19 protein-coding genes are annotated in these 24,023 nt (G+C 37.9%); 12 read left to right on the top strand and 7 right to left on the bottom strand.

The features are described from left to right. Nucleotides 1–38: 38 nt before the first annotated feature. Nucleotides 39–905 (top strand): LysR substrate-binding domain-containing protein, encoded by an 867-nt coding sequence (locus tag H4J59_RS11755; protein WP_182239594.1) that lies wholly within the window; start codon nt 39–41, stop codon nt 903–905. Nucleotides 906–1,082: 177 nt separating this feature from the next. On the opposite strand, the gene H4J59_RS11750 is transcribed toward H4J59_RS11755, so the two are convergent. Next, on the bottom strand, nt 1,083–1,928 hold the full coding sequence (locus H4J59_RS11750; protein ID WP_182239592.1) for a LysR family transcriptional regulator: 846 nt from the start codon (nt 1,926–1,928) through the stop codon (nt 1,083–1,085). Between the two features lie 136 nt (nt 1,929–2,064). Here H4J59_RS11750 and rimK point away from each other — a divergent pair, with 136 nt between their 5' ends. The 4 genes from rimK to H4J59_RS11730 are packed head-to-tail and all read left to right on the top strand — an operon-like array spanning nt 2,065 to nt 5,343. After that, nucleotides 2,065–2,970 carry a 30S ribosomal protein S6--L-glutamate ligase gene (rimK, locus tag H4J59_RS11745; protein ID WP_182137843.1) on the top strand — a complete coding sequence of 302 codons (906 nt, stop codon included), beginning with the start codon at nt 2,065–2,067 and terminating at the stop codon, nt 2,968–2,970. Nucleotides 2,971–2,978: 8 nt separating this feature from the next. Then, a complete protein-coding gene (locus tag H4J59_RS11740; RefSeq protein ID WP_182138007.1) occupies nt 2,979–3,998 on the top strand; it encodes a succinylglutamate desuccinylase/aspartoacylase family protein in 1,020 nt (339 codons plus the stop codon). Nucleotides 3,999–4,014: 16 nt separating this feature from the next. Continuing rightward, complete coding sequence (locus H4J59_RS11735) at nt 4,015–4,446, top strand: ATP-dependent zinc protease (RefSeq protein ID WP_182192112.1); 432 nt, start codon at nt 4,015–4,017, stop codon at nt 4,444–4,446. A 24-nt stretch (nt 4,447–4,470) separates the two neighbouring features. Then, the gene (locus H4J59_RS11730; RefSeq protein WP_182239590.1) at nt 4,471–5,343 is read left to right on the top strand and encodes a mechanosensitive ion channel family protein; all 873 of its coding nucleotides are present in this window, start codon (nt 4,471–4,473) and stop codon (nt 5,341–5,343) included. A gap of 222 nt (nt 5,344–5,565) precedes the next feature. Here the strand turns inward: H4J59_RS11730 and H4J59_RS11725 are convergent, their stop codons facing one another. Next, entirely contained in the window at nt 5,566–6,201 is a 636-nt protein-coding gene (locus H4J59_RS11725; protein WP_182239588.1) for a phospholipid-binding protein MlaC, read from the bottom strand. Between the two features lie 628 nt (nt 6,202–6,829). On the opposite strand from H4J59_RS11725, the gene H4J59_RS11720 reads away from it, so the two are divergent. The 6 genes from H4J59_RS11720 (at nt 6,830) to H4J59_RS11695 (ending at nt 14,987) form a co-directional block, all read left to right on the top strand. Next, entirely contained in the window at nt 6,830–8,602 is a 1,773-nt protein-coding gene (locus H4J59_RS11720) for a CHASE domain-containing protein (RefSeq protein ID WP_182239586.1), read from the top strand. Between the two features lie 212 nt (nt 8,603–8,814). After that, nucleotides 8,815–10,503: a GGDEF domain-containing response regulator gene (locus H4J59_RS11715; protein ID WP_182239584.1), complete on the top strand. Its 1,689-nt coding sequence runs from the start codon at nt 8,815–8,817 to the stop codon at nt 10,501–10,503. Nucleotides 10,504–10,699: 196 nt separating this feature from the next. Further along, the gene (locus tag H4J59_RS19190; protein ID WP_220469802.1) at nt 10,700–11,359 is read left to right on the top strand and encodes a methylamine utilization protein; all 660 of its coding nucleotides are present in this window, start codon (nt 10,700–10,702) and stop codon (nt 11,357–11,359) included. Next, complete coding sequence (locus H4J59_RS11705) at nt 11,349–13,667, top strand: bifunctional diguanylate cyclase/phosphodiesterase (protein WP_182239582.1); 2,319 nt, start codon at nt 11,349–11,351, stop codon at nt 13,665–13,667. Before H4J59_RS19190 ends, H4J59_RS11705 begins: the two co-directional genes overlap by 11 nt. Continuing rightward, nucleotides 13,660–14,493 carry a DUF3034 family protein gene (locus H4J59_RS11700; protein WP_182239580.1) on the top strand — a complete coding sequence of 278 codons (834 nt, stop codon included), beginning with the start codon at nt 13,660–13,662 and terminating at the stop codon, nt 14,491–14,493. Before H4J59_RS11705 ends, H4J59_RS11700 begins: the two co-directional genes overlap by 8 nt. A 20-nt stretch (nt 14,494–14,513) precedes the next feature. Further along, on the top strand, nt 14,514–14,987 hold the full coding sequence (locus tag H4J59_RS11695) for a group 1 truncated hemoglobin (protein ID WP_182239578.1): 474 nt from the start codon (nt 14,514–14,516) through the stop codon (nt 14,985–14,987). Between the two features lie 162 nt (nt 14,988–15,149). Here H4J59_RS11695 and H4J59_RS11690 read toward each other — a convergent pair whose 3' ends face one another. Beyond that, on the bottom strand, nt 15,150–16,013 hold the full coding sequence (locus H4J59_RS11690) for a mechanosensitive ion channel family protein (protein ID WP_182239576.1): 864 nt from the start codon (nt 16,011–16,013) through the stop codon (nt 15,150–15,152). A 14-nt stretch (nt 16,014–16,027) separates the two neighbouring features. Continuing rightward, a complete protein-coding gene (locus tag H4J59_RS11685) occupies nt 16,028–16,816 on the bottom strand; it encodes a hypothetical protein (RefSeq protein ID WP_182239574.1) in 789 nt (262 codons plus the stop codon). A 224-nt stretch (nt 16,817–17,040) separates the two neighbouring features. Here H4J59_RS11685 and H4J59_RS11680 point away from each other — a divergent pair, with 224 nt between their 5' ends. After that, nucleotides 17,041–17,880 (top strand): universal stress protein, encoded by an 840-nt coding sequence (locus H4J59_RS11680; protein ID WP_182239572.1) that lies wholly within the window; start codon nt 17,041–17,043, stop codon nt 17,878–17,880. 58 nt (nt 17,881–17,938) lie between these two features. Here H4J59_RS11680 and H4J59_RS11675 read toward each other — a convergent pair whose 3' ends face one another. Genes H4J59_RS11675 through H4J59_RS11665 form a run of 3 tightly spaced genes read right to left on the bottom strand, consistent with a single transcriptional unit; the run spans nt 17,939 to nt 24,004 of the window. Then, complete coding sequence (locus tag H4J59_RS11675) at nt 17,939–18,424, bottom strand: hypothetical protein (protein WP_182239570.1); 486 nt, start codon at nt 18,422–18,424, stop codon at nt 17,939–17,941. 31 nt (nt 18,425–18,455) lie between these two features. Next, complete coding sequence (locus H4J59_RS11670) at nt 18,456–22,238, bottom strand: translocation/assembly module TamB domain-containing protein (RefSeq protein WP_182239568.1); 3,783 nt, start codon at nt 22,236–22,238, stop codon at nt 18,456–18,458. Beyond that, entirely contained in the window at nt 22,235–24,004 is a 1,770-nt protein-coding gene (locus tag H4J59_RS11665; RefSeq protein ID WP_310733184.1) for a BamA/TamA family outer membrane protein, read from the bottom strand. Before H4J59_RS11665 ends, H4J59_RS11670 begins: the two co-directional genes overlap by 4 nt. Between the last annotated feature and the right edge of the window lie 19 nt (nt 24,005–24,023).

The raw sequence follows: 24,023 nt of genomic DNA, 5'->3' as shown, positions 1-24,023 counted from the left end.
ATAATTTATAGAAGTATTTGTACATATAGGTAACAATTATGCAATGGGAAGGGATTAGCGAATTTGTATATGTCGCCGAAAATGAGAGCTTCACACTGGCCTCAAAAAAAATGGCCATATCAACAGCGCAAGTAAGCCGTCAAATCAGTGCGTTAGAAAAGCGCCTAAATATAAAGTTATTTTACCGTACTACCCGCAAAGTTTCTTTAACAGAAGAAGGACGGGTTTTTTATCAGCACTGTCGCAGCGTACTTGATGGCTTAGACGCAGCAGAGCGTGCAATCACCAATCTGCAATCAAAACCTCAAGGTAAAATTAAACTCACCGCGCCAGTAACCTATGGTGAAAAACAAATATTGCCGCTCGTGAATAATTTTGTAAAGCGCTATAACGATGTTGAAGTGTCGGCTTACTTAAGTAACCGACAAATTGACTTAGCCGAAGATGGTTATGATTTAGCCATTCGCCTTGGCAAATTAAGTGATTCGTCGATGATGGCAAAAAAATTAGGTAAACGAAGCAACTATGTTTGTGCCTCGCCACGTTATCTCGACAGTCATGGCATACCCCACTCTATATCCGAGCTAAGTAAACACAACTGTTTATTGGGCACAGCTGATTATTGGCACTTTAGAGAATTAAACAAAGAAAAAAGTGTCCGCGTTAAAGGTCGATTACGCTATAACAGTGGTCATAGTTTAACCGATGCCGCACTCAAAGGCTTAGGCATAGTGCAATTACCCGATTATTATGTGCAGCACCATCTACAAAGTGGTGAACTGATCTCTTTATTAGATAATTACCGTGCTCTTGATGAGGGTATATGGGCAGTTTACCCGCAAAATCGTCATTTATCCCCCAGAATAAGGCTACTGGTGGACTACTTGGCTGAGCAGTTAGTGTAATCTGTTGGGTTTTTCACCGCGGTTTAATGATATTCATTCGCTATAAATAGCTAAGCATACCTAAAGAATAGTGCTAACGACTAAATAGCCCTATCATGACAAAAAGCAAACTATGTAATAACCACAGATTAGCTTTAACTTTTCTATGGCGGTATCTTTGCTAAAAATGCGATTGCGCTAAAAATGTATGTTGGGAAATAAACCTATCACTTGTTTAATAACCTCGGTTTTTTGACTTTTCGCTAGGTACACAGCAAATATTTCACGATGATAAACCGGCGCACTTTCAACAACAAACAACTTATTCGCTTCAACATGTTCAAAAGTCATTTGCCGAGGCAAGTGTGCACTTCCCCCCGCTTGTAAAATATAATTTAAGGCGATGCGAGGCTGACTCATAAAGTGTTTTGCCGGTGGAGCATGCTGAAATTCACGCATATGCTGGGTATTTACCGACTCACCATAATCCACCATAATATAATTATCGACATGCGAGCCTTCAATGTGATCTGGATTTGTGGTTACTAAATGCAGTGGCACTGTGGCTACTTTCTCGGTGACTAAATCTTCGATAAATGGTGGTTCAAATAAAAACGCAAGATCTACCACGCGGCCAATAACATTTTTTCTTAATTCCATTGGCGAATAGGTACTGGTAAATAAACTAACACTGTCTAAATTACGATGAATTTTTTGCAACCAACCTTGCAAGACAATATCCCAGATAGAGTTTAACGATCCGATGGCAAGTTGCTGCGCGTCGTGCTCGACTACACCGACATCGTGCTTGGTTTTTTGCCACATAAAAAGAATTTCATTGGCATGTTTTATGAGTCGAATACCTTCAGTTGTCAACTTTAAATGTTTATGGCTACGATCAAACAGCAAAACACCCAGATCATCTTCTAATAACTTTATACGCGCACTGACCGCCGACTGAGTAATAAAAAGATTTTCTGAGGCTATTCTAAAATGTAATGTTCGGCTTACTTCCAAAAATGTTGTTAATAGTTCAAATTTCATAAAACCCTCTTTAATCAAATATTTTGATTAAAGAGGTCAAAATATTGCGTTTTATTATTTTAGGAGCTGACTATACACTCTAGTTCAATATTTACATCACTTTAAATAATAAAAGTGAAATGAACAGGTAGCCTTTATGAAAGTAGCAATATTATCAAGAAATAAAAATCTTTACTCTACAAGACGCTTAAAAGAAGCAGGTGAAGCAATGGGACATGAAGTTGATGTTATTGATACTTTACATTGCTATATGGATATAACCAGTAGCCATTCAGCTGTGCGTTATCACGGTAAAGAACTACCTAAGTATGATGCTATTATTCCTCGTATCGGTGCTTCTGTTACCTTTTACGGCACAGCGGTTGCGCGTCAATTTGAAATGATGGGCACCTTTAATATTAATGAATCTGTTGCTATTAGTCGTTCTCGCGATAAATTGCGCTCATTACAATTATTATCACGTAAAGGTATTGGCTTACCTCGTACCGGCTTTGCCAGTAAACCTGACAATGCCAAAGATTTAATTAAAAATGTTGGTGGCGCACCTGTTGTTATTAAATTATTAGAAGGCACCCAAGGTATTGGTGTTGTATTAGCTGATACCGCAAAAGCCGCGGAGTCAATTATTGAAGCCTTTATGGGTTTAAAAGCTAACATCTTGGTACAAGAATTTGTCAAAGAAGCCGGTGGTGCTGACATTCGTTGTTTAGTTATCGGTGGCAAAGTCGTTGCTGCCATGAAACGACAAGGTGCAGAAGGTGAATTTCGTTCTAACTTACATCGCGGTGGTAGTGCTGAAGTGGTGAAGTTATCAAAAGAAGAACGAGACACAGCAATTAAAGCGGCAAAAGCCATGGGCTTAAATATGTGTGGCGTAGATTTACTGCGTTCCAAAAATGGTCCTATGGTAATGGAAGTAAACTCATCTCCAGGCTTAGAAGGTATAGAAACCGCAACAGGTAAAAACATTGCCGGTATGATTTTTGAATTTTTAGAAAAAAATGCCAAGCCAAACAGCAATAAAACTCGTGGTAAAGGATAAGGGTAATGATGGGTCCATTAAAAATAGGTGAATTTGTAATATTACCGGGCGAACAACGCAAGATAGACTTGCCTGTAGCCAAGTTATATACAGATGCAGACGTTTCTTTACCTGTACATATTATTCGTTCAAAAAAACCTGGGCCTACTATTTTTGTTAGTGCTGCGGTGCATGGTGATGAGTTAAATGGCATTGAAATTATTCGGCGATTAATCAGCGAAAATAAATTTAAAATCACCAAAGGAACCGTAATAGCCGTTCCTATGGTGAACGTTTATGGCGTAGTGAACCAAAGTCGCTACATGCCTGACCGAAGAGATCTTAATCGCTGTTTTCCTGGCTCAGCAAAAGGTTCGCTGGCTGGGCGCGTAGCCTATATTTTTCTTAATGAAATTGTTAAACATTGCGATTACGGCATTGATCTACACACAGGGGCAATTCACCGCTCAAATTTACCACAAATTAGAGCCGATCTCTCTTGTGCCGAAACCAAAGAGCTTGCGCAAGTATTTGGCGTTCCTGTGGTATTAAATTCCAACATTATTGATGGTTCATTAAGAGAAGCGGCGGTAAAACATAACACTAAAGTATTGCTTTATGAAGCTGGAGAAGCGCTACGTTTTGATGAGTTTTCAATTCGCGCCGGCATGAGAGGCATTACTAATGTATTAAAGCATTTAGGCATGCGTAAAGCTTCGTCGACGCGCAAAAAAATTATCGCGCCCTTTGTTGCTAACAGCAGTCAATGGTTACGTGCTAATGCCAGCGGCATAGTTAATCATCGCGTACGTTTAGGTGAACAAATAAAAAAAGGTGATGTGCTGGCAGAAATTGGCAGTCCGTATGGCGAAATTATTGATGTCGTTAAAGCGAGTAGATCTGGCATATTAATTGGTCAACAAAATATTCCTTTAGTACAAGAAGGTGAAGCTATGTTTCATATTGCCTACTTTGAAGAAGATGACAAACATATATTTGAGCAAATAGAGAGTGCTCAAGACAACCTACTACCAGAGAACAACGTTTAAAATAAGGTAACCTGATATGACCACAAAACAAAAAATAATTATTGGTAGTTTGGAAACTATTACGCTACCTGATTTAGCGATAACAGATATACAGGTGCGTGTTGATACAGGCGCTAAGACCTCTTCTCTACATGTTGATAACATTAAAAAATTTAAAAAAAATGGTAAGGTGATGGTTCGATTTGACCTGCATCCTGATGTCTATAATGTTGAGAATATGGTTTCTTGTGAAGCCCCTATTCATGACATTAGAAGAGTTAAATCTTCAAATGGTACCGCAGAGCAACGCTATGTTATATCAACACCGGTAAAATTAGGTAGCGAACTTTGGCCGATTGAAATAACCTTAACTGATCGCTCAGATATGAGTTACTTAATGTTATTTGGTCGCGAGGCAATTGGTGAAAGGTTTCTTATAGACCCATCAAAAGCCTTTGTAAATTCATAACATACAATTTATTAAGGTTTTAGTATGACTATTGAACAGACTATAGAACAAGCGAAAGTGATACTTTCTCATATCGTTATTACGATATCAGAGCAACCTATCACGATAGGCGATATTCTTTTTATACCCATAATAATTTTTATGGGTATATTGTTAACCAAGTGGCTAATTAAGTTAATCAGTAGTCGTTTAACAACAAAAAAAACTGACCCTAATATTATTCACTTAGTGGAACGAGTTTTATATGTTATCGCGATAACCATTATTATTATCAGCATATTAGACTTTATGAATGTGCCGATCGCGGCTTTTGCTTTTTTGTCTGGCGCCATTGCTATCGGCTTTGGTTTTGGTGCACAAAATATTATTAATAATTTTATTAGTGGCTGGATCTTAATGTGGGAGCGCCCTATTCGTATTGGCGATTTTTTAGAAATTGAAGACTCCAAAGGCCTAGTGGAAGAAATCAACACCCGTTCAACCCGTATAAAGCGAGTAGACGGTGTGCATTTATTAATACCTAACAGCAAATTACTTGAAAACACCGTGGTTAACTGGACCTTAGTAGACCAGTTTGTTAGATGTTCGGTTAAAGTAGGTGTCGCTTATGGCTCGCCAGCCAAAAAAGTTGCGGAGTTAATTATGCAAGCAACTACAGAACAAGCTGAAGCGCTAACAGAGCCTAAACCCTTAGTTACCTTTGACGACTTTGGTGATAATGCCTTAATGTTTGAAGTCACTTTTTGGGTCAACTCAAGAGTGGAAAGTGGTTTAAGAATTGCAAAAAGCAACGTAAGATTTCGTTTGGAAGAATTATTTGAACAAGAGAATATTGTCGTGGCATATCCGCAACGAGACATACACCTTGATGGCTCATTAAAGATAATTAACAGTTAATTATCTTTAATAGCAAGCACAGCAATACTACTTTGATTAATATTGTCGCTCAACAACCGATTATTGTAATTAACAACACTGTTACCTTAGTGTATTTAACTAGTAAAATCGGACAATAACTTAATAAAATTAACGGGTTAATTAGATTAAGTTTATTAATGCTTAGCCGTGCTTAATAGCTAATAGTCCTTGTTAACTTTTAGCGTTAACTTTTAGTGTTAATTAACCCTCAACGACTTTATGATTAATTTTCTGTAGCTGTAGCAAAGTACCTTCTATGCCCAATTTATTAAAACTGGCATTTATTTCTGCTTGTTTTGTTTGCAATAAACTTATGCCTTCAACCTCAATATCAAAGAAAAGCCAGGCTTGTGTACTTGACTGTAATAATTTAACCACGGCTTTATTGGTTTTAGTGCTGCCAACAATGGTGATATCAACCATCGCCATTTTACCACTTTTAGAGATGGTACTTTCGCCGATATTAATCACTTCATTATCATATTTATTTAATAAATTACTATAAGTGTTGATAAGCTGTAACGATAACTCAGCTATAAAAGGCTCTCTGAGTTCTTCAGGAACCTTAGTAAAATTTTTATTCAGGATTTTATAAGTAAAGTATCGGGTATCGACTTCGGGCAATAAATACTGGTTTAACACATCTCTAATATTAGCCTTGGTTAAGGTCTCAGTTTGCTTTAATTTAATTAGCGAACTTTCAACCTGACTAAATATCTGCTTTACCTTAGCTTTAGCATCGTCAGGAGACGCAAAAACAGTCGCTGTTATTAAAAGCGCCATGGTGAAAATAACAACGCTGATTAAATTAGTGTTGTTAGTACGTTTGCTTGTCATTTCATTACTCAATAAATAATATATAAGCATAATTATAGTCGTTCATACCAAGCTAGCAAGCGCATTAATTTATTCAAACTAATCAAATAAATTAATTAAACTCTTAGTGGTAACAAATAGTGGTAACAAAAATTTTAACCACTGGTTCTTGTTCTTATTAAGGGGTTGAGGTTAACAATTAAATAAAATACATAAAACTAGGCTTTATTTTCTGTAATACACTAAAAATCATTCATTTAAATCCAAGAATCCACTAGTGCTGAACTTTAAATTTACTTTGCCCGTATTAGAATTTTCATAATATTTACCTAACTAAATAATTGTTTAAAAAACGAAACTTAGGTTGTTAATCACTTTAGCGTCTTGGGCTATAGTGGCAATGTTCTGGTAATCCACTTATTTATATATTATCTTAATGCACAGTTAACCTTGTTACTGTTCTTATTGCACTGACATTTTTTCAGTGTTATGCCTTCAACGTTAACTACCCCCTTAAGTGATGATCTTTAGCAAATATTTAAATTTAACATCAGTAAACATTGTTGAGGTATGTGTATTAATTTTAGCACCAAGGATAGGTCGTTATATTTATCTTAGGTATTTAAAACAACATATCGAGACACCATTAATGAAAAATAGCGCAATAGCAGTAACGCATGCTGATATTAAAAGGCAAAAATTAATTGATGCAAGTCGATTTCACGGTATACATTGGTTAATATTAATACTTTCAACCATATTAACTATTGGGGCATGGTACATTGCTTCAGCGCAGGTTAATAAAAGAGTAGCTGAACGTTTTGAGCGTGAGTCTTTGCACGTTATAGAACTTGTTAAAGAAAGAATGCAGCTATATGAACACGCCTTATGGGGAGCTGTCGCTCATGTTGATGCTAGCGAAGGTGATATTACTGACCAGCAATGGGAAAACTACAGCAATAGCCTACGAATAGACCAAACCTACCCTGGCATCAATGGCCTAGGGTTAATTTATAATGTTAAGTTTGACCAACATAATAGCTTTCTTCTACAGCAGCAAAAAAGCAGACCAAATTTTAGCATCCACCCCATATATCCCGATCAAGAGCTTTGGCCAATTACTTTTATTGAGCCGTTATTAACAAATAAACAGGCTTTGGGTTTAAATGTAGCCTTTGAAAAAAATAGATACTTGGGTGTCAAAAAAGCCAGAGATACAGGTTTAGCACAATTAACCGGACCCATTACCCTAGTACAAGACGCGAAACAAACGCCTGGCTTTCTTTTTTATGCCCCTTTCTATAAAAAAGGTCTACCGCACAATTCGGTAAATACGCGCCAAGCGTCAATACAAGGCGTGGCCTATGCACCTTTTATTATGTCTAAACTTATTTCCGGCACCTTAGCGGTTGAAAAACGCCATGTTTCATTAGATATTAGCGACGATGGTAAGTCATTGTATAATGATATAAATAATGTCGACAGTATTGAAATAGACGCTAATCCACTCTTTATTAAGCATATCGATGTTAATTTCTATGGCCGAGAATGGAAGTTTATTGTTAGTTCAAATTTATTCTTTCGTGAGGCTTCAGGTTCTAATCAACCGTATTTCATATTAGCGGGTGGTATTATCATTGACCTTTTGATACTCGCCTTGTTTATTGTACTTTCAAGAGCAAACAAGCAAGCATTAATCTATGCTGACGATATTACTCGGGAACTCAAACTTGGCACTCAACGTCTGATGAGTTCAAACCAAGATCTTGAACAGTTTGCTTATGTAGCTTCCCATGATTTGAAATCACCTTTAAATGCCATAAAAAAATTAGCCAGTTGGATCACTGAGGATTGTGAAAACCTATTACCTGAGAGCTCCAAAAAACATTTAACATTGCTTAATAGCCGCAGTGACAGAATGAATAGGTTACTGGACGATTTACTCGACTACTCTCGTATTGGCCGACATGAATATAAACCTCAAGAATTTGATTTAGCCATACTGGCTAACGATATTTTTAGTCTATTAGATCACCCAACAGGCTTTAATTTGTTGGTAGAAAAGCAGACCTTACTTTTGCCTAGAACGCCAATAGAAATTATACTACGCAATCTCTTGTCAAATGCCGTAAAACATCACGATAAACCCACGGGTCAGATTAAAATATTATATAAAACCATCAATAAAATGCACCATATTAGTGTACAAGATGACGGTCCGGGTATTCCACCCGAATTATTTGATAAGGCGTTAGAGATGTTTCAAACGTTACGACCCAGAGATAAAGTTGAAGGTAGTGGTATGGGCTTGTCATTATCAAAGAAAACAATCGAATATTACGGTGGCAGTTTAACTATTAACTCCGATGGTGTTAGAGGCACCACCATAGTGCTTTTATGGCCCATTACAACAACAATATAGCAACTCAATACTGACATTAAACAAGATAAACGGATAACTGAGAAAATGACTGAGCAACAAAATATCGCGGGTGAGGTTATCAAAGATCAAGTAGGTGACGGTTTTTTAGACATCGCAAAGGTACTCAAAGGCTATTGTAAAATAGTTATTTTCCCAGGAAGTTAAACAAATCAGCCATACTTTTACCGTGATGATCACGAAAAGGATAAAATTTGAATATTTTGATTGTTGACGACGACGTTGTCGATCGCGAACACCTTATAAGAACATTAAATAAAGCTAATAGCGACTGTCATATTGTTGAAACTGAGTCAGTAGATGAAGGCTTAGCAGCCTTTAAAGCTGAAAAATTTGATGTGGTTTTATTAGATTACCGCATGCCCAAGCGTGACGGTATTGAATTATTACTAGAGTTACGTAGCTCTTTAGTAGATCACTCTGTTGCCGTTATTATGCTGAGTAATTCTGAAGAGTCAGATTTAGCGTTAGAATGCATCAAAAATGGTGCTCAAGACTTTTTACTTAAATCAGAGGTCACTTCATCAAGGTTACAACGTGCAATACTACAATCTCAAACACGCTTTGAATTAGAGAAAAAACTTTATAAAAGTTACCAAGAAGCAAGAGAGCTAGCAGAACATGACTCATTAACTGGCTTAGCTAATCGTTACGTATTTGAAGAGGCTTTACGTTTAAACATTACACAACAACCTCGTGATGACGCTAAATTAGCCTTAATATTATTCGACCTTGATAATTTCAAGTTCATTAACGATAGCCATGGTCATGATATTGGCGATCTATTGTTAAAACAAGTATCCAATAGAGTCTACAAGTGCCTGCGTGAAAATGAATTATTTGCGCGTGTAGGTGGAGACGAATTTGCTATTATATTAAGCCACTTAAAATCTGTAGACAATGCAAATAGAGTAACCCAACGAATATTAAATTGTTTTGATGAGGCATTTAATATTTTAGGTATAGAAATAAAAATGGGCGCAAGTATTGGTATTGCCATATTCCCTGACAATAGTATCAGCGCTACTGAATTACTTAAATATGCCGACATTGCCATGTATCGCGCAAAAAAATTGGGTCGAAATCAAATCTGCTATTTTGAAAAAAAAATGCAAGAGCAATTTTTACAACAATACCAAATTGAAGCTAATTTAGTTGGTGCTTTAGAGCGCGATGAATTTATATTACATTACCAACCTATAGTTGACACAGCCACATTACAAGTTATCGGCTTTGAAGCCTTAATACGCTGGAACTTTCAAAACACCTTGCACTTTCCAGATAGTTTTATACCTATCGCTGAGTCTTCTCGTGTCATTATTGAGATTGGTCGCTGGGTGATAGCTCAAGCCATATCTCAAATATCAATATGGAATTTACAAAGTGACAAAGCATTATCCATCGCCATTAATTTATCAAGCGTACAATTGGCTGATAAAACACTGATCAGTTTCATCAAAAGCATAATAGAAAAATATCAGGTACCACCAGCGCTGATAGAATTTGAACTTACTGAAACTGCTTTACTTGAAAACAGTAGTCAAGCGATTGCGGTTATTGAGTCAATTAGCCAGTTAGGTTGCCATATTGCATTAGATGATTTTGGCACTGGATTTTCGTCAGTATCACATTTACAAAATTTCCCTATTAATACCGTTAAAATTGACAAGTCGTTAATGCTTGCCTCCAATGAGCCAAAAACACGGGCCTTAATAGATGGCCTTACGGCTATGCTGCATTCTTTAGGGTTAAATATTGTCGCAGAGGGTATTGAAAATGAAAATAATTTACGTTTATGCCAACAACTTAATATTCAGCGCACACAAGGCTACTTTTTTTCTAAACCGCTAAGTACTGGATGCATTGAGAAAAAATATCTCTAATGCAGTTCACTGCCCTACTCACGGTACCGTTTTATTTAAGCACTTTGGTTTTGATATTTAGTTTGCAATTACCTGACCAAAAACTTAATCTGATTTTAAGATATAGCTAGGTTAAGTCACTGATTTTATTTTGCAATAAGTCTGCTCAATCAGCGTTCTTATTGATACTTTACCTAAATAGTTTTAAAAGGAAATTATGATAAATCGTCTTTTAAATACCTCAAGCATTGTTATTACGCTTTTAGTACTTTGTACACAAGCAAGTGCCGAGTCTTTTCTAGTGCAAGATCAACAAGGCTTGCCACTTAAAAATGCAGTATTGGAGTTCTCGGTAACCAATCCTGCTGCTGAGGCTGTGTCACCACCAAAGACTTTGATTATGGATCAAGTTGATAAACTTTTTAAACCCGAGGTGTTAGTTATCCATCAAGGTGACTATGTTAATTTCCCCAATAGTGACAACATCAGGCATCATGTTTACTCGTTTTCATCGGCAAAACCTTTTGAATTAAAACTTTACTCAGGAAAATCTAAAGCACCATTACAGTTTGATGTTGCCGGTGTGGCTGTATTAGGCTGCAACATACACGACTCTATGATTGGTTATATTTATATTGCTAGCTCAACACAGATATTAATGACTAACGAGCAAGGCATAGCAAGATTAGCAGATACGGTTGCATACGATAGCGTTAATGTTTGGCATGCAAGTTCAGTGACTCGCTTAACAAATATGAGTTATGAAGATTTGTCTAAAAGCAAAAATAATAATGGCGCATTGGTGATTAATTTAGTTGTTGAAGCGCCTGAGCCACGCAATACCTTTCAAAGTATCTTCAAAAAAAATGGCCAGTAAACTTACTCTACGTAAACAAATCACTTTTCTAGGTGTGTCACTGGTTGTTTTAACGGTGGCCAGTTTATTAGCCGTATCTTTGTGGAAAACCATATCGTCACATAACCTACAAATAAATCAACGTATTACCAGTGCTGAAAACGTATTAATAGAGTATTTACAAGCCAAAGAAGAATTGCTGCTGACGGCATCAAAAGTGCTGACGGCAGACTTCGGTTTTAAGCAAGCGGTTGCCTCACGTGATCAGGCCACTATTGCTAGCGTGTTACAAAACCATGGTTCTCGAATTAATGCGAGTTTAATGGTGCTAAGTGATTTAAATGGTGAGATTATTTCTTCAAGTAATAACCAACTTACCTTTGACTCGACCTTAAGCCAAAGCTTAGCGGCCATAAAACAAAACTTGAATAAAACTCAGTTAATGCTGCTTGGGGGTAATTTATACCAACTCATTGTATTGCCTGTTGAGGCACCTAGAACCATTGCCTACTCTGTCATAGGTTTCCAAATAGATCAGGCCTTCGTTAATGAGTTAAAAAGGCTCATGACGGTTGAAGTTAGCTTTATTTATAACGATGCATTGATTATATCGACTTCGCAAAATATCGATGCCAGCTATAAAGAACATTTTAAAACAACCGATAACTCTTGGTTACTCTTTGAAAGACAGCTTTATGAGAACAAGCTGATAACCTTTACTAATTCGCAAGACCGTGAATACATTGCCCAATTGTCTGTAGATTTATCCCCAAGCTATATAGAGCTTGATAAGTTAGTCGCTATTACCCTGTTAATTTCACTTTTGATCATTGGCATTACGGCCATTGTTTGTAGTTTTATTGCTCGAAGTCTCACTAAACCTCTGCACCAACTCACGCAATTAAGCCATGACTTTGCTCGCGGTAAATATGAGCATAACAGTATGATGTCAGACGGCGGTGTAGAAGTGTTCCGGGTTTACAACAGCTTTATTCAAATGGGTAAAAAAATTGAACAACGTGAAATTAAAATTAATTATCAGGCAAAACATGACGCGTTAACCGATGTTTATAATCGCACTACTTTTCTTGAACTGCTGGCAGAAAAAATCGCCTTACATGATCATCACACTGACGGTTCATTATTGCTGATGGCAATAAATGTGCGTAATTTTAAACGCATCAACGATAGTTTAGGCTCGGGCACAGGTGATCTTACCCTTAGGTCTGTTGTCCAAAGGATTAAAACCATTTATCCAGAACAAACATTAATGGTTGGACGATTTTCAGGCACTGAATTTTGGGTGGTTATTAACCTAAAAAACAAAGAAAGTTATGAGGATATTGTTGAACATTTCTTACCGCCTTTAAGAGCACCGTTAAAAGTTAATAAACTCTGGTTGAATTTAAATTATTGTCTTGGCACTTGTCTTTTCCCCGAGCAAAGTAGCGATGTAAAAGCAGTAGTGCGAAGAACGACTATTGCTTTGGAAGCTGCAAAAACAGAAAGTGCAACGCTAAGAGCTTACCAAAGTGGTGAAGATGAAGCCTATTTAGAAAGGTTAAATTTACTTGAAGAACTCAGAGAAACATTAACACGTGATGACGGCGAGTTGTTCATGGTTTATCAACCCAAGCTCAATTTAGAAAACGGGAAAATAGAAAAGGTAGAGGCATTAATTCGTTGGATAAAACCGAGTGGACAATTTGTCTCTCCTGAATTATTTATTGATTTAGCTGAGCAATCGGGGCTAATTATTAAATTAACCCACTGGGTCATAGATACAGTATTTAAGCAACAACAAGAGTGGCAAGCTAAAAACATTAAGCTTAAGGTTGCCATCAATATATCAGCGCAGGACATTATCCATACTGATTTTATTGACTTTGTTTTTAAAAAAATCTCACAATACCATGTCGATCCTAAGCTTGTTACCTTAGAAATAACTGAACGAGATATTATGACTAATGAAGGTTTAGTGATTAGTCGTTTAACACAGTTAAAGCAGACTGGTATACAAATCTCTGTTGATGACTATGGTATTGGTCAATCATCTTTAGGTAAATTAAAGCAATTACCTATTGATGAATTAAAAATAGATAAAGCCTTTATACTTGAATTAGACACATCAGAAAAAGACCAATACATTGTTCAATCTACCATAGAGTTGAGCCACCAATTAGGTTTTAGTGTGGTTGCTGAAGGTGTAGAAAATAAAGCGTCTCTAGATATGCTCAAAGCGATGAAATGTAACCATGCACAAGGTTACTTTATTTCACGTCCCATTAAATCAGCTGATTTACTAATATGGTTAAATAGCTATGAATAAAATATCACCCTTACTTTATGGCTGTTTTCTTGCGCTTTGCTCTGCCAACTGCTCAGCAGAAGGTAAAATATTAGCCACGCCAGGGGTTTCTCAAATTGAAGGCTCTGGCGGCGGTGGCATTGTACCTTGGGCGCAGTTAGCCGGCTATGCGACCGAAGAGAGTATCTCGGTCAGTGCGGCATGTAGTCGAGTTACGGTTAAAGACTTTTCTTTAGATAGCTGTGCTCTACAGGCAAATTTATATGACAAAATAGAATTGTCGTATGCTAAACAAAGCTTTGAAGTAACCCCGCTTAAACTGAACTTAAAGCAAAACATTATTGGAGCAAAAATTAATTTATTTGGCGATTTAGTCTACTCCACTATGCCGCAAGTAAGTTTAGGCATTCAATCAAAAAGATTAAAAACCAGTGATGTCGCATTTTCATTAGGTGCAAAAAAAGATACTGGCACTGATGTTTACATCGCCGCAAGTAAACTGCACCTAGGCTTTATTAACGGTTACAACTGGTTATGGAACGTTACCGCCAGACATACTAAAAGCAATCAACTAGGCTTGCTAGGTTTTGGTGGTAGCCATGAAAAGAAAAAAATTCAATTAGAAGTTTCAAGCGCTATTTTACTTAACCGACACTTAGCCCTTGGTGTCGAATTTAGGCAAAAACCTGATAACTTAAATTTGGGTGAAGACCACTGGAAAGATATTTTCATTGCCTGGTTTCCCAATAAACATCTTAGCGTGACATTGGCCTATGTTGACTTAGGTAGTATTGCCGCCATTGACAAACAAACCGGTTGGTATTTATCAACTATGTGGTATTTATAATGAGAACTGGAATAACGAGCATGACAAAATCAATAATATTATTGCTATTAATGAGTTGTTTAGCTTGCTCTTCGCCTAGCGGGAATATTGATAGTCACATTGATAGCCATATTGATAGTAATAGCCAAGCACAGACCGAACTTACCCTTTATGAAGAAATGGGTGAAAAACCTGCACTTGATAACATCATTGATAATTTAATTAATATAATTGGTCAAGATGATGTGGTGTTCTCTCACTTTGCTCAAAGTAATGTCACCCGTTTTAAAGACCAACTCACGGTGTTTTTGTGCCATTTAGCTGACGGTCCTTGTCAATACAAAGGTGACAGTATGAAAGATATTCATCAAGGCATGTATATCAATAAAAACGAATTTAATCATTTTGTTGAGCTTTTTATTGAGGCTATGGATAATGCAGATATTAGCTACCCAATCCAAAACAAATTATTAGCGCGACTTGCGCCACTCAGAAAAACCATCATTAAAATATAACGATTTGCTGTCAGTACACTGTCAGTAAACTTGGGGCTAAAGCTGCTAGCATACAAGCCAATTAAAAAAATAGTGTCGGTTACATGCTCCAGTATTACGGTTTAAACCAGTAAATTTAGTACTTGTTATGACTTTATATGCTCAGTTAAACTAGCGGCTAAATTACTTATCGCTTTTGTCATTGTCATTGTTATTGTTAGTAGATGAAAGTGGAAAAGGGCTTGTTGCTGTGCCCGCATATAAACTTACGTGTGGAAAAGGTATTTCAATTCCTTGCTGATCAAAGGTGTTTTTAATCTCTATATACATGCTATTTCTCAAGGTTAGAAAATTCTCTCGTATCGCCCACACTGAAAACTGAATATCAATAGAAGAGCTACCAAAGCCAGTTATGATAAAAACTGGCGCCGGCTCTTCTAAACAAATTAAATTTTTCGCCGCAATATCCATCAATATATTACGTACTTTTTCAATGTCTTCTTTATAGGCAATACCAATGATTAAATCAGCACGCCTAATCGGATATTTGGTCAGTGTGGTGACCGCGCTTTTAATCATACTTTCATTGGGAATACGAACAAACAAGTTGTCAAATGTACGTAGTTTAACTGAGAGTAAATCAATCGATATAACTTCACCGGTAATGTCATTGACACGAATAACATCCGTAATAGAAAAGGGCCGTTCAATCATCAAAAATAAGCCACTAATTAAGTTTGATGCTGACGTTTGAGAAGCGAACCCTAAGGCAACAGTAAAAATGCCCGCCGCGCCAAGTAAAATACTGAGATCAATACCGATATTATCTAAGGCTGAAATGGTAACTAAAATTAAAATACCGTAAAAAATAGTTCTTTTAAGGAATAACTGCCCATGAGCGGTCATTTTATGCTGACATACTTTGACGATAGCACTGCTGATTAAGCGCGCGATGATAAAACCAATAATAAACAATAAAGTAGCCTGAATAAAAGCAAATAAATGCGAGGCTTTTAGTAGCTCGATAAACGCTATGATGTCTTTCACAAAATCTCTCTTTTTTAAGCAAACAAGCTACTAATACTGCGTATGAGTATACTTTGTTCGGTTGCGATTCTTGGGCCACTAATTAACACCGGCGATAAAGCTTCAACTGGCGCCTGCTTATCAAGATGCAGTTCAACATTATCATTATCACCATCTCGATGCACCGAAATGCCGGTGGTCCAAAGTTGATGTTCTTCATCAGCGTATAGATGCAATAAGGTCACGGGCACATTAATTCGCTCTATGGTTAACGCTTTGTTATGGTTATTAATCACAGTAATTGGGGTTATTGCGCGATGTGGTCGTTTGTCTATATTATTAAGCTGAATACGGGCCTCAGTATATTTTGCGTAACATATTTGCCCTTCTCTTGTCGATGGACCAAACCAAGAGTCAGACGGTCGCCAAAAGGGTAAATCAAGTAAGCATTCACCTTTAGGTAATAATTGAGCCGAGAACCAAATAGGCGTGCTAACGTATAACCGTGATTTTTCACCCGCCAGTAAAGTTAAGGGTGTCTCTGGGCGCGCCACTACGGCTCGGTCTGCTAATAAAGGTAATACCCGTACGTTTTGAGACGTGCTTTGTTGTAAATATCGGCCGAACTTTGCTTCACCAATCGCGTAATTTTCATCACCATTACCAACAACCATTAGCTCGTTGTTATCAGTATCTGTTTCTAGATTCCAACTGTTCCATTCATTGTCTAAGCGTTTAAGAATGATGGCTCTCTCACCCAGTCGCCAGCAGCGTTGTTGTTGAAGGTCAAAAGTAAACTCGCCCCACCATGCATTATTCAGCATTTTAATTTTCTCTGTTTTATTTGGCTGTTAGCTAATTTCAAAGTAGCTAATTTTAAAGTACCTAACAGCTTGTGAAACTGTATAAATTTAGCTTACTGTTCAATTAACAATATCTTTCTATATTGATAGATTATGCTATCTTAAGTCACTTGTGTATAGACAAAATCCCGCATATAAATTGGCGTTTACTGCGGTTAATCATTAACCACTTCAAGGAAAGTATCATGACAACATTACACATTGTTTTGTCTGATTTGGAAGTCACTCATGCCATTTTCTCTAAGATAAGCCTACTGCAAAATAAGTTTTCAGCGAATATTGTTTGGTACTTACATCATCATCAGCGTTTTTTTGATCGCCGTTATTTTTCAAATGAACTCGCCGCTATGTCAGGTAACTTACAGGCAAATCATCAAAACAAAGTTGACCAAATTGAATTGAAAATTAAGCAGCACTTGCCAAAGAGCAAGGTGCATATCTGTAAAGAAAAATACTGGTCAAAGCAAGTAGATAACGAAGCTAACACACAAGATCCTATCGTTATTATTCGCTCAAAATCTGGCCTTACCTCGGCTGACAATCAATATGTCAGTAACAATCAGCATACGGTATTTATATTAAACCAAGAAAAATGGTTATCTGATGGTAAAGCCATCGGGGCAATTGACCCATTTCATGAAGATGACAGCGACAACAAATCTGATCGTAAAGTTTATCATTTTATGCGCCAGTGGTGCACACCCGCAGAGCAAACAGAGCCCTTTTTATTACACGTTATTCACATTCCACCTTTGGCGATTGAATACGAGAAAAAAATTGAAGCCTTGCACAAAGAACAAATATATCGTTTCGCTAAACAAGTAAAATGCGCAAAAAACTTGTTAACCTTTGTTCGTGGTACACCTGAGCATGCGTTGCTCACTTACGTTGACGATAATAAAATAGACTTAATCGTACTCGGCTGTAGAAAGCACAGCTTATTTGACAAGTGGCTCAATGGCTCAACAATTTCAGCACTGATTAGCCATCAAAATAGCGATATGATTTTAATTAATACTCCTTAACTAGTTTTGCCTGATGAATAAAAATCATGGTTATTTATCAGTCAAAAATTTTCATATCTTAACTACTCAATATAAAAAATAAATCCCCAAATCCCCACAATAATGTCCCCGTAATAAGTAATGAAACCTCAAGAATACCCAGTTGTAATCTAACGGCTTGTAATAATTTTCCGGTTTTTTCTTCAAAGTCATCTTCAATACTTTGAATTTCGCTTGCTATATTTTCGCTTGATACCTTGGATTTATGTAATTTTCTTTTAGCGCGAGCCAGTACTATGCGATGATGAAAATTAAGTCGGCTAAGTAATAATCGTTCTTGTATTATACCACCCAACCCAGACCAAACACCCAGTACAACAATTAAACAACCACTGCGAGAAAGCCATTCTAAACCAGCAAATTGTATTAGCGATAAATACACTCCAAGCATGGCTGTTAATATCGCCAATGACCAACTGATGAATGGATGACGTTTAGGAATGCTTACAGGTGTTACTATTGCTGTTGATGATAGCTGGGTGGAGCCTGTTGAATCTGTTGACATAAACACCTTCTTTTTAATTTAATTGCCGGTACTAATTTTCGTCTTTGTCTTTGTCTTTGTCTTTAGTGGATGAAAACTGCTTTTTATAGTTGATGTTAGCACTTATTTCATCGCCACTAATCGCTTCAAACGATATATTTGGCGATAGCTTGTATTCAATATTCCACCCCGCCTGAACGCTACTGTCAGAGTCAATACTGGTGCCGTACCCTACATTTAAACGGTCATTAATTTTCGCGGCAATATCAACACGCGTGCTATTCCCGTTATTACCACTTTTACTGGTAAAAGCCACATCTTTGAGGCCCAGTTGCTCACCAATTTTTTGCACTAATTTGTTGGCACTCTCTACCCCCAAACTAATGGCGGCACTGGTCAGTGCATTGCCCTCTTGCTGTGATAAAGAATCTAAATTTCGGCCGGTGATCAGTAATGACAATACATTTTCATCTGCCATTGTTGGCTCTGAAAATAACGTTAAACGAGGGGTATGTATTGTGCCATCGGCAATAATTCCAACCTTGATATCATCAACTATACGAACCGCTCGAAACTGAATGCTTGGGTTCGCTGCCGTACCCAAAAACAATAATTGCCCCTGTTCAATAGTTAATGTTTGCTTGTAGGCTTCAAATTTACCCTCTTTTAAATCTAAGCGACCATTCAGAGTCAAAGGTTGACCCGTAATAAGTGATGAAGATAAATTACCCTGTATTTCGCTTGATAAACCAAAACCACTGATTTTAACGTCGTCTCCTGCTGACAGCGTTAGCGATATATTATAGTCAAATGCTGAGTCTTTTACGGCTAGGATTTTTTCGTCAACAATAACTTGGTCTTCTGACACACTAATGGCAGGTTTTGGTAAAGACGCTATTTTGATATCAGCTTGGTCAACAATCAAGTTACCGTCGACAGTTAAATGCTTATCTTGATAATTTGCCTTTAACATGGGTGAAACAATTAATTTATTATCATTATTATTGACCAAGGTAACTTGTTGTCCTTCAATCGTTAGGTTTGCTTTTATCGGCATTGATAGTTTTGCTTGCCCTGCTATTGTTAGTGCTCCCTGCGGGTTTTGTAATTCGCCTAACAATGTAATACGGTCTTGTTGACTACTTAATTTTACTTTGCTGTTACGAATATCTAAGCCATATTCATCAATAACTAAATGTTCAATGCCAAGCGAACCCTCGCCGGTAAATATTGGCTCACGCCAAGTGCCTGCCAAGGTAAAGTTTTGCACTAAACTACCTTCGACTTTATCGATACGTTTTTGCCACTGCTTAAGCCATTCAAATTGCTGTAAATTAACTGACAAGTCGCCATCAAGGCGAGCTGAATCAACCAGCGGCCAGTCACTGTTAAACTGGGCCGTTATTTCATCTTCGCCAGATAGTTGTATGTTCAAACGAGTAGATATTTTATCTTTTTGCCATTTACCCTGCAGCTTTAACAGCGCTACCGTTAATAAATGCTTTGATAACTGTGTGTCAGCTGGGCTGCTTTCATCTGGAGCGCTCAAAGTAATATCAGTTTGTGCTAAGTCAAAATCGACGGTAAAGTCAGGCGAAATCGACAACAACATCTGACCTGTAGGCATCGAAATTTCAGCTGGCCACTCGGGTAATTGTAACTGGGTGTTTATTGTCTGCCATTGCGTGGTTATTGCGATAGCATTTTGCTGCTTGCTAAGTATAGTCAGTTCTTGTCCGTGTATTTGAACGTCAGATGACTGCCATTTAAAGCTTGGTATCGTTAAATTGGCCGAAATTCCTGCCAATTGCTGACCTTTACCTGATAACGCTAACTGGCCTGTCACCCTACCTTGAACTTCCTGCGGATATTGTGATGACTGAGCGAGTAGCCTGGACTGCCAATGCTTAATCTGCTGGAAAATCGGTGACATTGACCATTGTTCGAAAGTTAAATTAGCTGACCACTGCTCTGCTTGCTTATCGGCATTGATACAAAGTGTTCCGCTACCGCTAAGACATAGACTTTTTATTCGTTGATTTTCTGCACTTAATTGTAATTGCTCTGTGGTTAAAACCAGTGTTTGTTGTTGGTTTTCGGCCTTAAAATCAAGCTTACTGATTTGCCATATAGCTTTTGATAAATCACTACTGATGCTGAACGGTTTTGCATCTTGTTGCAGTAATTGACCATCAAAGCTTAATTTAACGCCTGTGTTTTGAGCTAATGTAGCGCTAATGAGCATTTTATGATCAGCGGGTAAACCAGAGATTTTCAATGACGGTTGTTCAAGGGTAAACTCATTAATATTAAGTGCGTCGGCCTTAACATCGCCCTGCCAGTCTTCGCTAAAATCTAACGCCCAATGAATGTTTTTACCGTCAAAGTTTGCCAGCGCAAGTTTACCTATCTTACCTTGACTAGAGATAAGCCATTGAGACTGCTGTTGTTCTACCTGCCAACTTACATTGACATCAGCCAAGTCAAAGGCATTGTTTAATACTAACGAGTGACCATTAAGCTGACCTTTTAGCGAAAAGTTTTCCGTGCTTGGATTATCAAGATTAAACTCACCTTGTATTGCTGCCGTTAAATTACCCAATGTTAACTTGTTACTTTTAACCGTAGCAACACCTTGTTTAATGGCCAAATCAAGGCTCGCTAGCACTGGCCATGATTGCTTTATCGCAGGGGTGCTTTGGTCAATCGCCTCGGGCAGTGTTTGGCGCAAGGACGTGGCGATTTGCGCGGCATTAAGATCATTTTTTAATAACAAAGAGACAGCTGAACTCGCACGCCAATCTACTACATTAGCTAGCTCGGTATTAATGGTTAACTGTATGTCTTTAAAGTCTTGCCAGCTTGTCTGTGTTTGTAAATTAGCGCTCAACTTTGGCCAATTGAGCTCAAAGTTTGCTTTGATTTGTTCGAGTGTAATAGCTTGACTGGCCAACTCAACTTGCTGTTTATCGGCTATTAATGTGCCACGCTTTAAAAATAAGCCTTGGTTATAAAACCAATCGCTAGTCACTAACATTTGATTAGGCGATTGCAATTGTAACGTTAATTGTGATGAATCAGTGATATTGCCTTTAGATTTTACACTTCCCGAAAGTTTGGCCCCCAGCACCTCAATTGCTAGCTGATGTGGCCACTTTTTTCGCATGTCAAGAACACCAGATACCGCTATCTTGTGTTCGTCAAAGGTAAGCTTTAACGCTCCAACGCTTACTTTGCTACGCGCGAAGGCTAATTTTTTTAATACTAGACCGCTAACATTATACTCTGTATTAGCTGAAGATGTGCTTGCTGAAGGGGCTCTTTCTGAAGATATTCTTGCGGGGTCACTGTTTTTCGCTGGCGTTATTTTAGCGCTCATTGCCTGATAGCTAATGCTAGCCATAGTCACTTGCTTCACCTTGACCGCAATAGGTAATGTCACTATCGCTAGCTTGGGTAATGCCTCTGGCGAAGATGTGGTTTTTTCATCGTTAACACTCGCTACAGCTAAGCTAGTTAAAGCAATGCTATCGCACGAGAGCAAACGGTCAATCAAGTGCAACCATTGGCAGTCAAGCGATAAACCGGTCATCTGTACTTTGCTGCCCTCTTGTTGCCAATCAAGCTCTGCTAGCTTTATGCGCGTATTTAATGTGCCACTGATTTTACCTAAACGTAGCTCCTGTGGTTGCAATTGGGCAATGCGCGCAGCTAACCACTGCAACCCTGATTCTGTCGTGTACAGCCATGAGAGCATTAACAGCGCGATAACCATCAGCCCAGTAGCCGCTAGGCTAAGCCACTTTAACAGCGCTTTCTTTTTGAAATAACTCATAAGTCTGGCCCTATGGTGATATGAAAACGCCAGCCTTTATTACCATCAAGTGCTTTAGCAATATCGAGTCGAATAGCGCCAATCGGTGTTACCCACCTTAGCCCAGTGCCGATTGATTTATATATTTTCCAATCCCGCCAATCATTAAAGGCATTGCCTTGATCGGTAAATACCGCCCAACGAAAGTCGTCATTAAATAAATAATCCAACTCAAGGCTTGACGATACAACATGCTTACCACCCAGTGAAACCTTGTTCTCCACAGGCGACAAACTTTGATGTTTATAACCTCTTACTGAAACATCACCGCCGGCAAAAAATCGATAGTTTGACGGCATAGAGCGATTAAAATCATCGGTATCCATCCACGTAGTGCCCAAACGTGCACGTAACAATAATCGCCAGTTATTATTGAGTGACCAAATACGTTTTACTTTTTGATCAGTTTGTAAAAATTTTATATCGGGATCGCTAACTTGCTCACCACTAAAACGAAATATACTTTGCCAACGCCAACCTGCTATAGCGGAGAAGGGATCGGTAACACTGTAATAATTGAGTTGCCATGAAGGGACAATATATTGCAGGCTATGATTCACATTAGCATTTGATTCTAACAGCTCTTGTGCCATGGCAATTGACCATTGACTAGACCAATTTGCGTTGATTTTATTGGCCAGCACAGACTCTAAGGTGAAAATTTTACTGCGACCTATTTCCTCATTTTTAATCTGATAACTGACTAGGTTTATCCATTGACTGTTGGCTTTATCTAACGGTATTTGGTATTGAAACGTTGCGTGTATATCGGCAATATCGAGCTTTACTTTATTAAAATCTATGGCGGCAATATATTGATGAGCGCTACTGTTTACTCGTCGATCTCTCCAACTCACCCCTAATTTTCCGCCACTGTCAGTGCCATAGCCTAACAAAGTTTTAAGTTCATATTTGTCAGTATCCAATATTGAAAGGCTAACATCGACCGTTTTTGTCAGATGGTCAACTGACTGTTCAACCACCACTGATTTAAAAAAGCCAGAGCGATTTAAGGCCTGCTGACTAGCAATAATGTCGAGTTGACTATAAGTGTCACCAGAGCGAATGGTTGAATAACGATTGATTAAATCATGGGATAACACTGTGCCCTCAATCGTCACCTTGTTAATGCTATAGCGAGTGCCACAGTTGAACACCCAATGCACATCAGCTTGAAACTGAGCCACATCAACATTTAACACACTAGATGAAAAGGTGGAGTTTAATAAACCTAACTCTTGTGCTTCGCGTTGCAACGAGGCTTTGAACTGGCTGTAATCGCCATGGTTAATAATTTTGCCTTGGGTAAATGGATGTTTAGCAATAAGTTGGGATATTTCCTTAATTTCATTCTCACAGTTGAGCACAATATTGGTGTTGTGCCACCGCACAGGCGCCTGTAAGTCAATGGTGAGTATTTTGCCTTGTTTATCGTCAGCCAAAGTTAAAACAGGCTGATAATAGCCCAATGCCTGCAACGCGCTACGGGCTTTAGTCAAAATATAATTGTCGGATTGTGGAAAACCCAGCAGTGACAATGGAATAGTATTTTCGTTAGTGCTCAAATTACGTAAGATATTGGTTTTTAATGCGCTTTCAACACCCATAATATTGAGATGGGTGCCGACATTATCACCAAGCTCTGCTGATTGCACTGTCAAGGCAGTTACTAACATTAAAACAGTCATTAATGTATAGAGTAGTCGATTGCGGTAAGGGGCATTCACTTGTTTCAATATTCTTCCA

This window comes from Colwellia sp. MB02u-10, from assembly GCF_014077185.1.
Classification (GTDB): Bacteria; Pseudomonadota; Gammaproteobacteria; order Enterobacterales; family Alteromonadaceae; genus Cognaticolwellia.
This window is presented reverse-complemented; position numbering and strand designations above follow the sequence as displayed.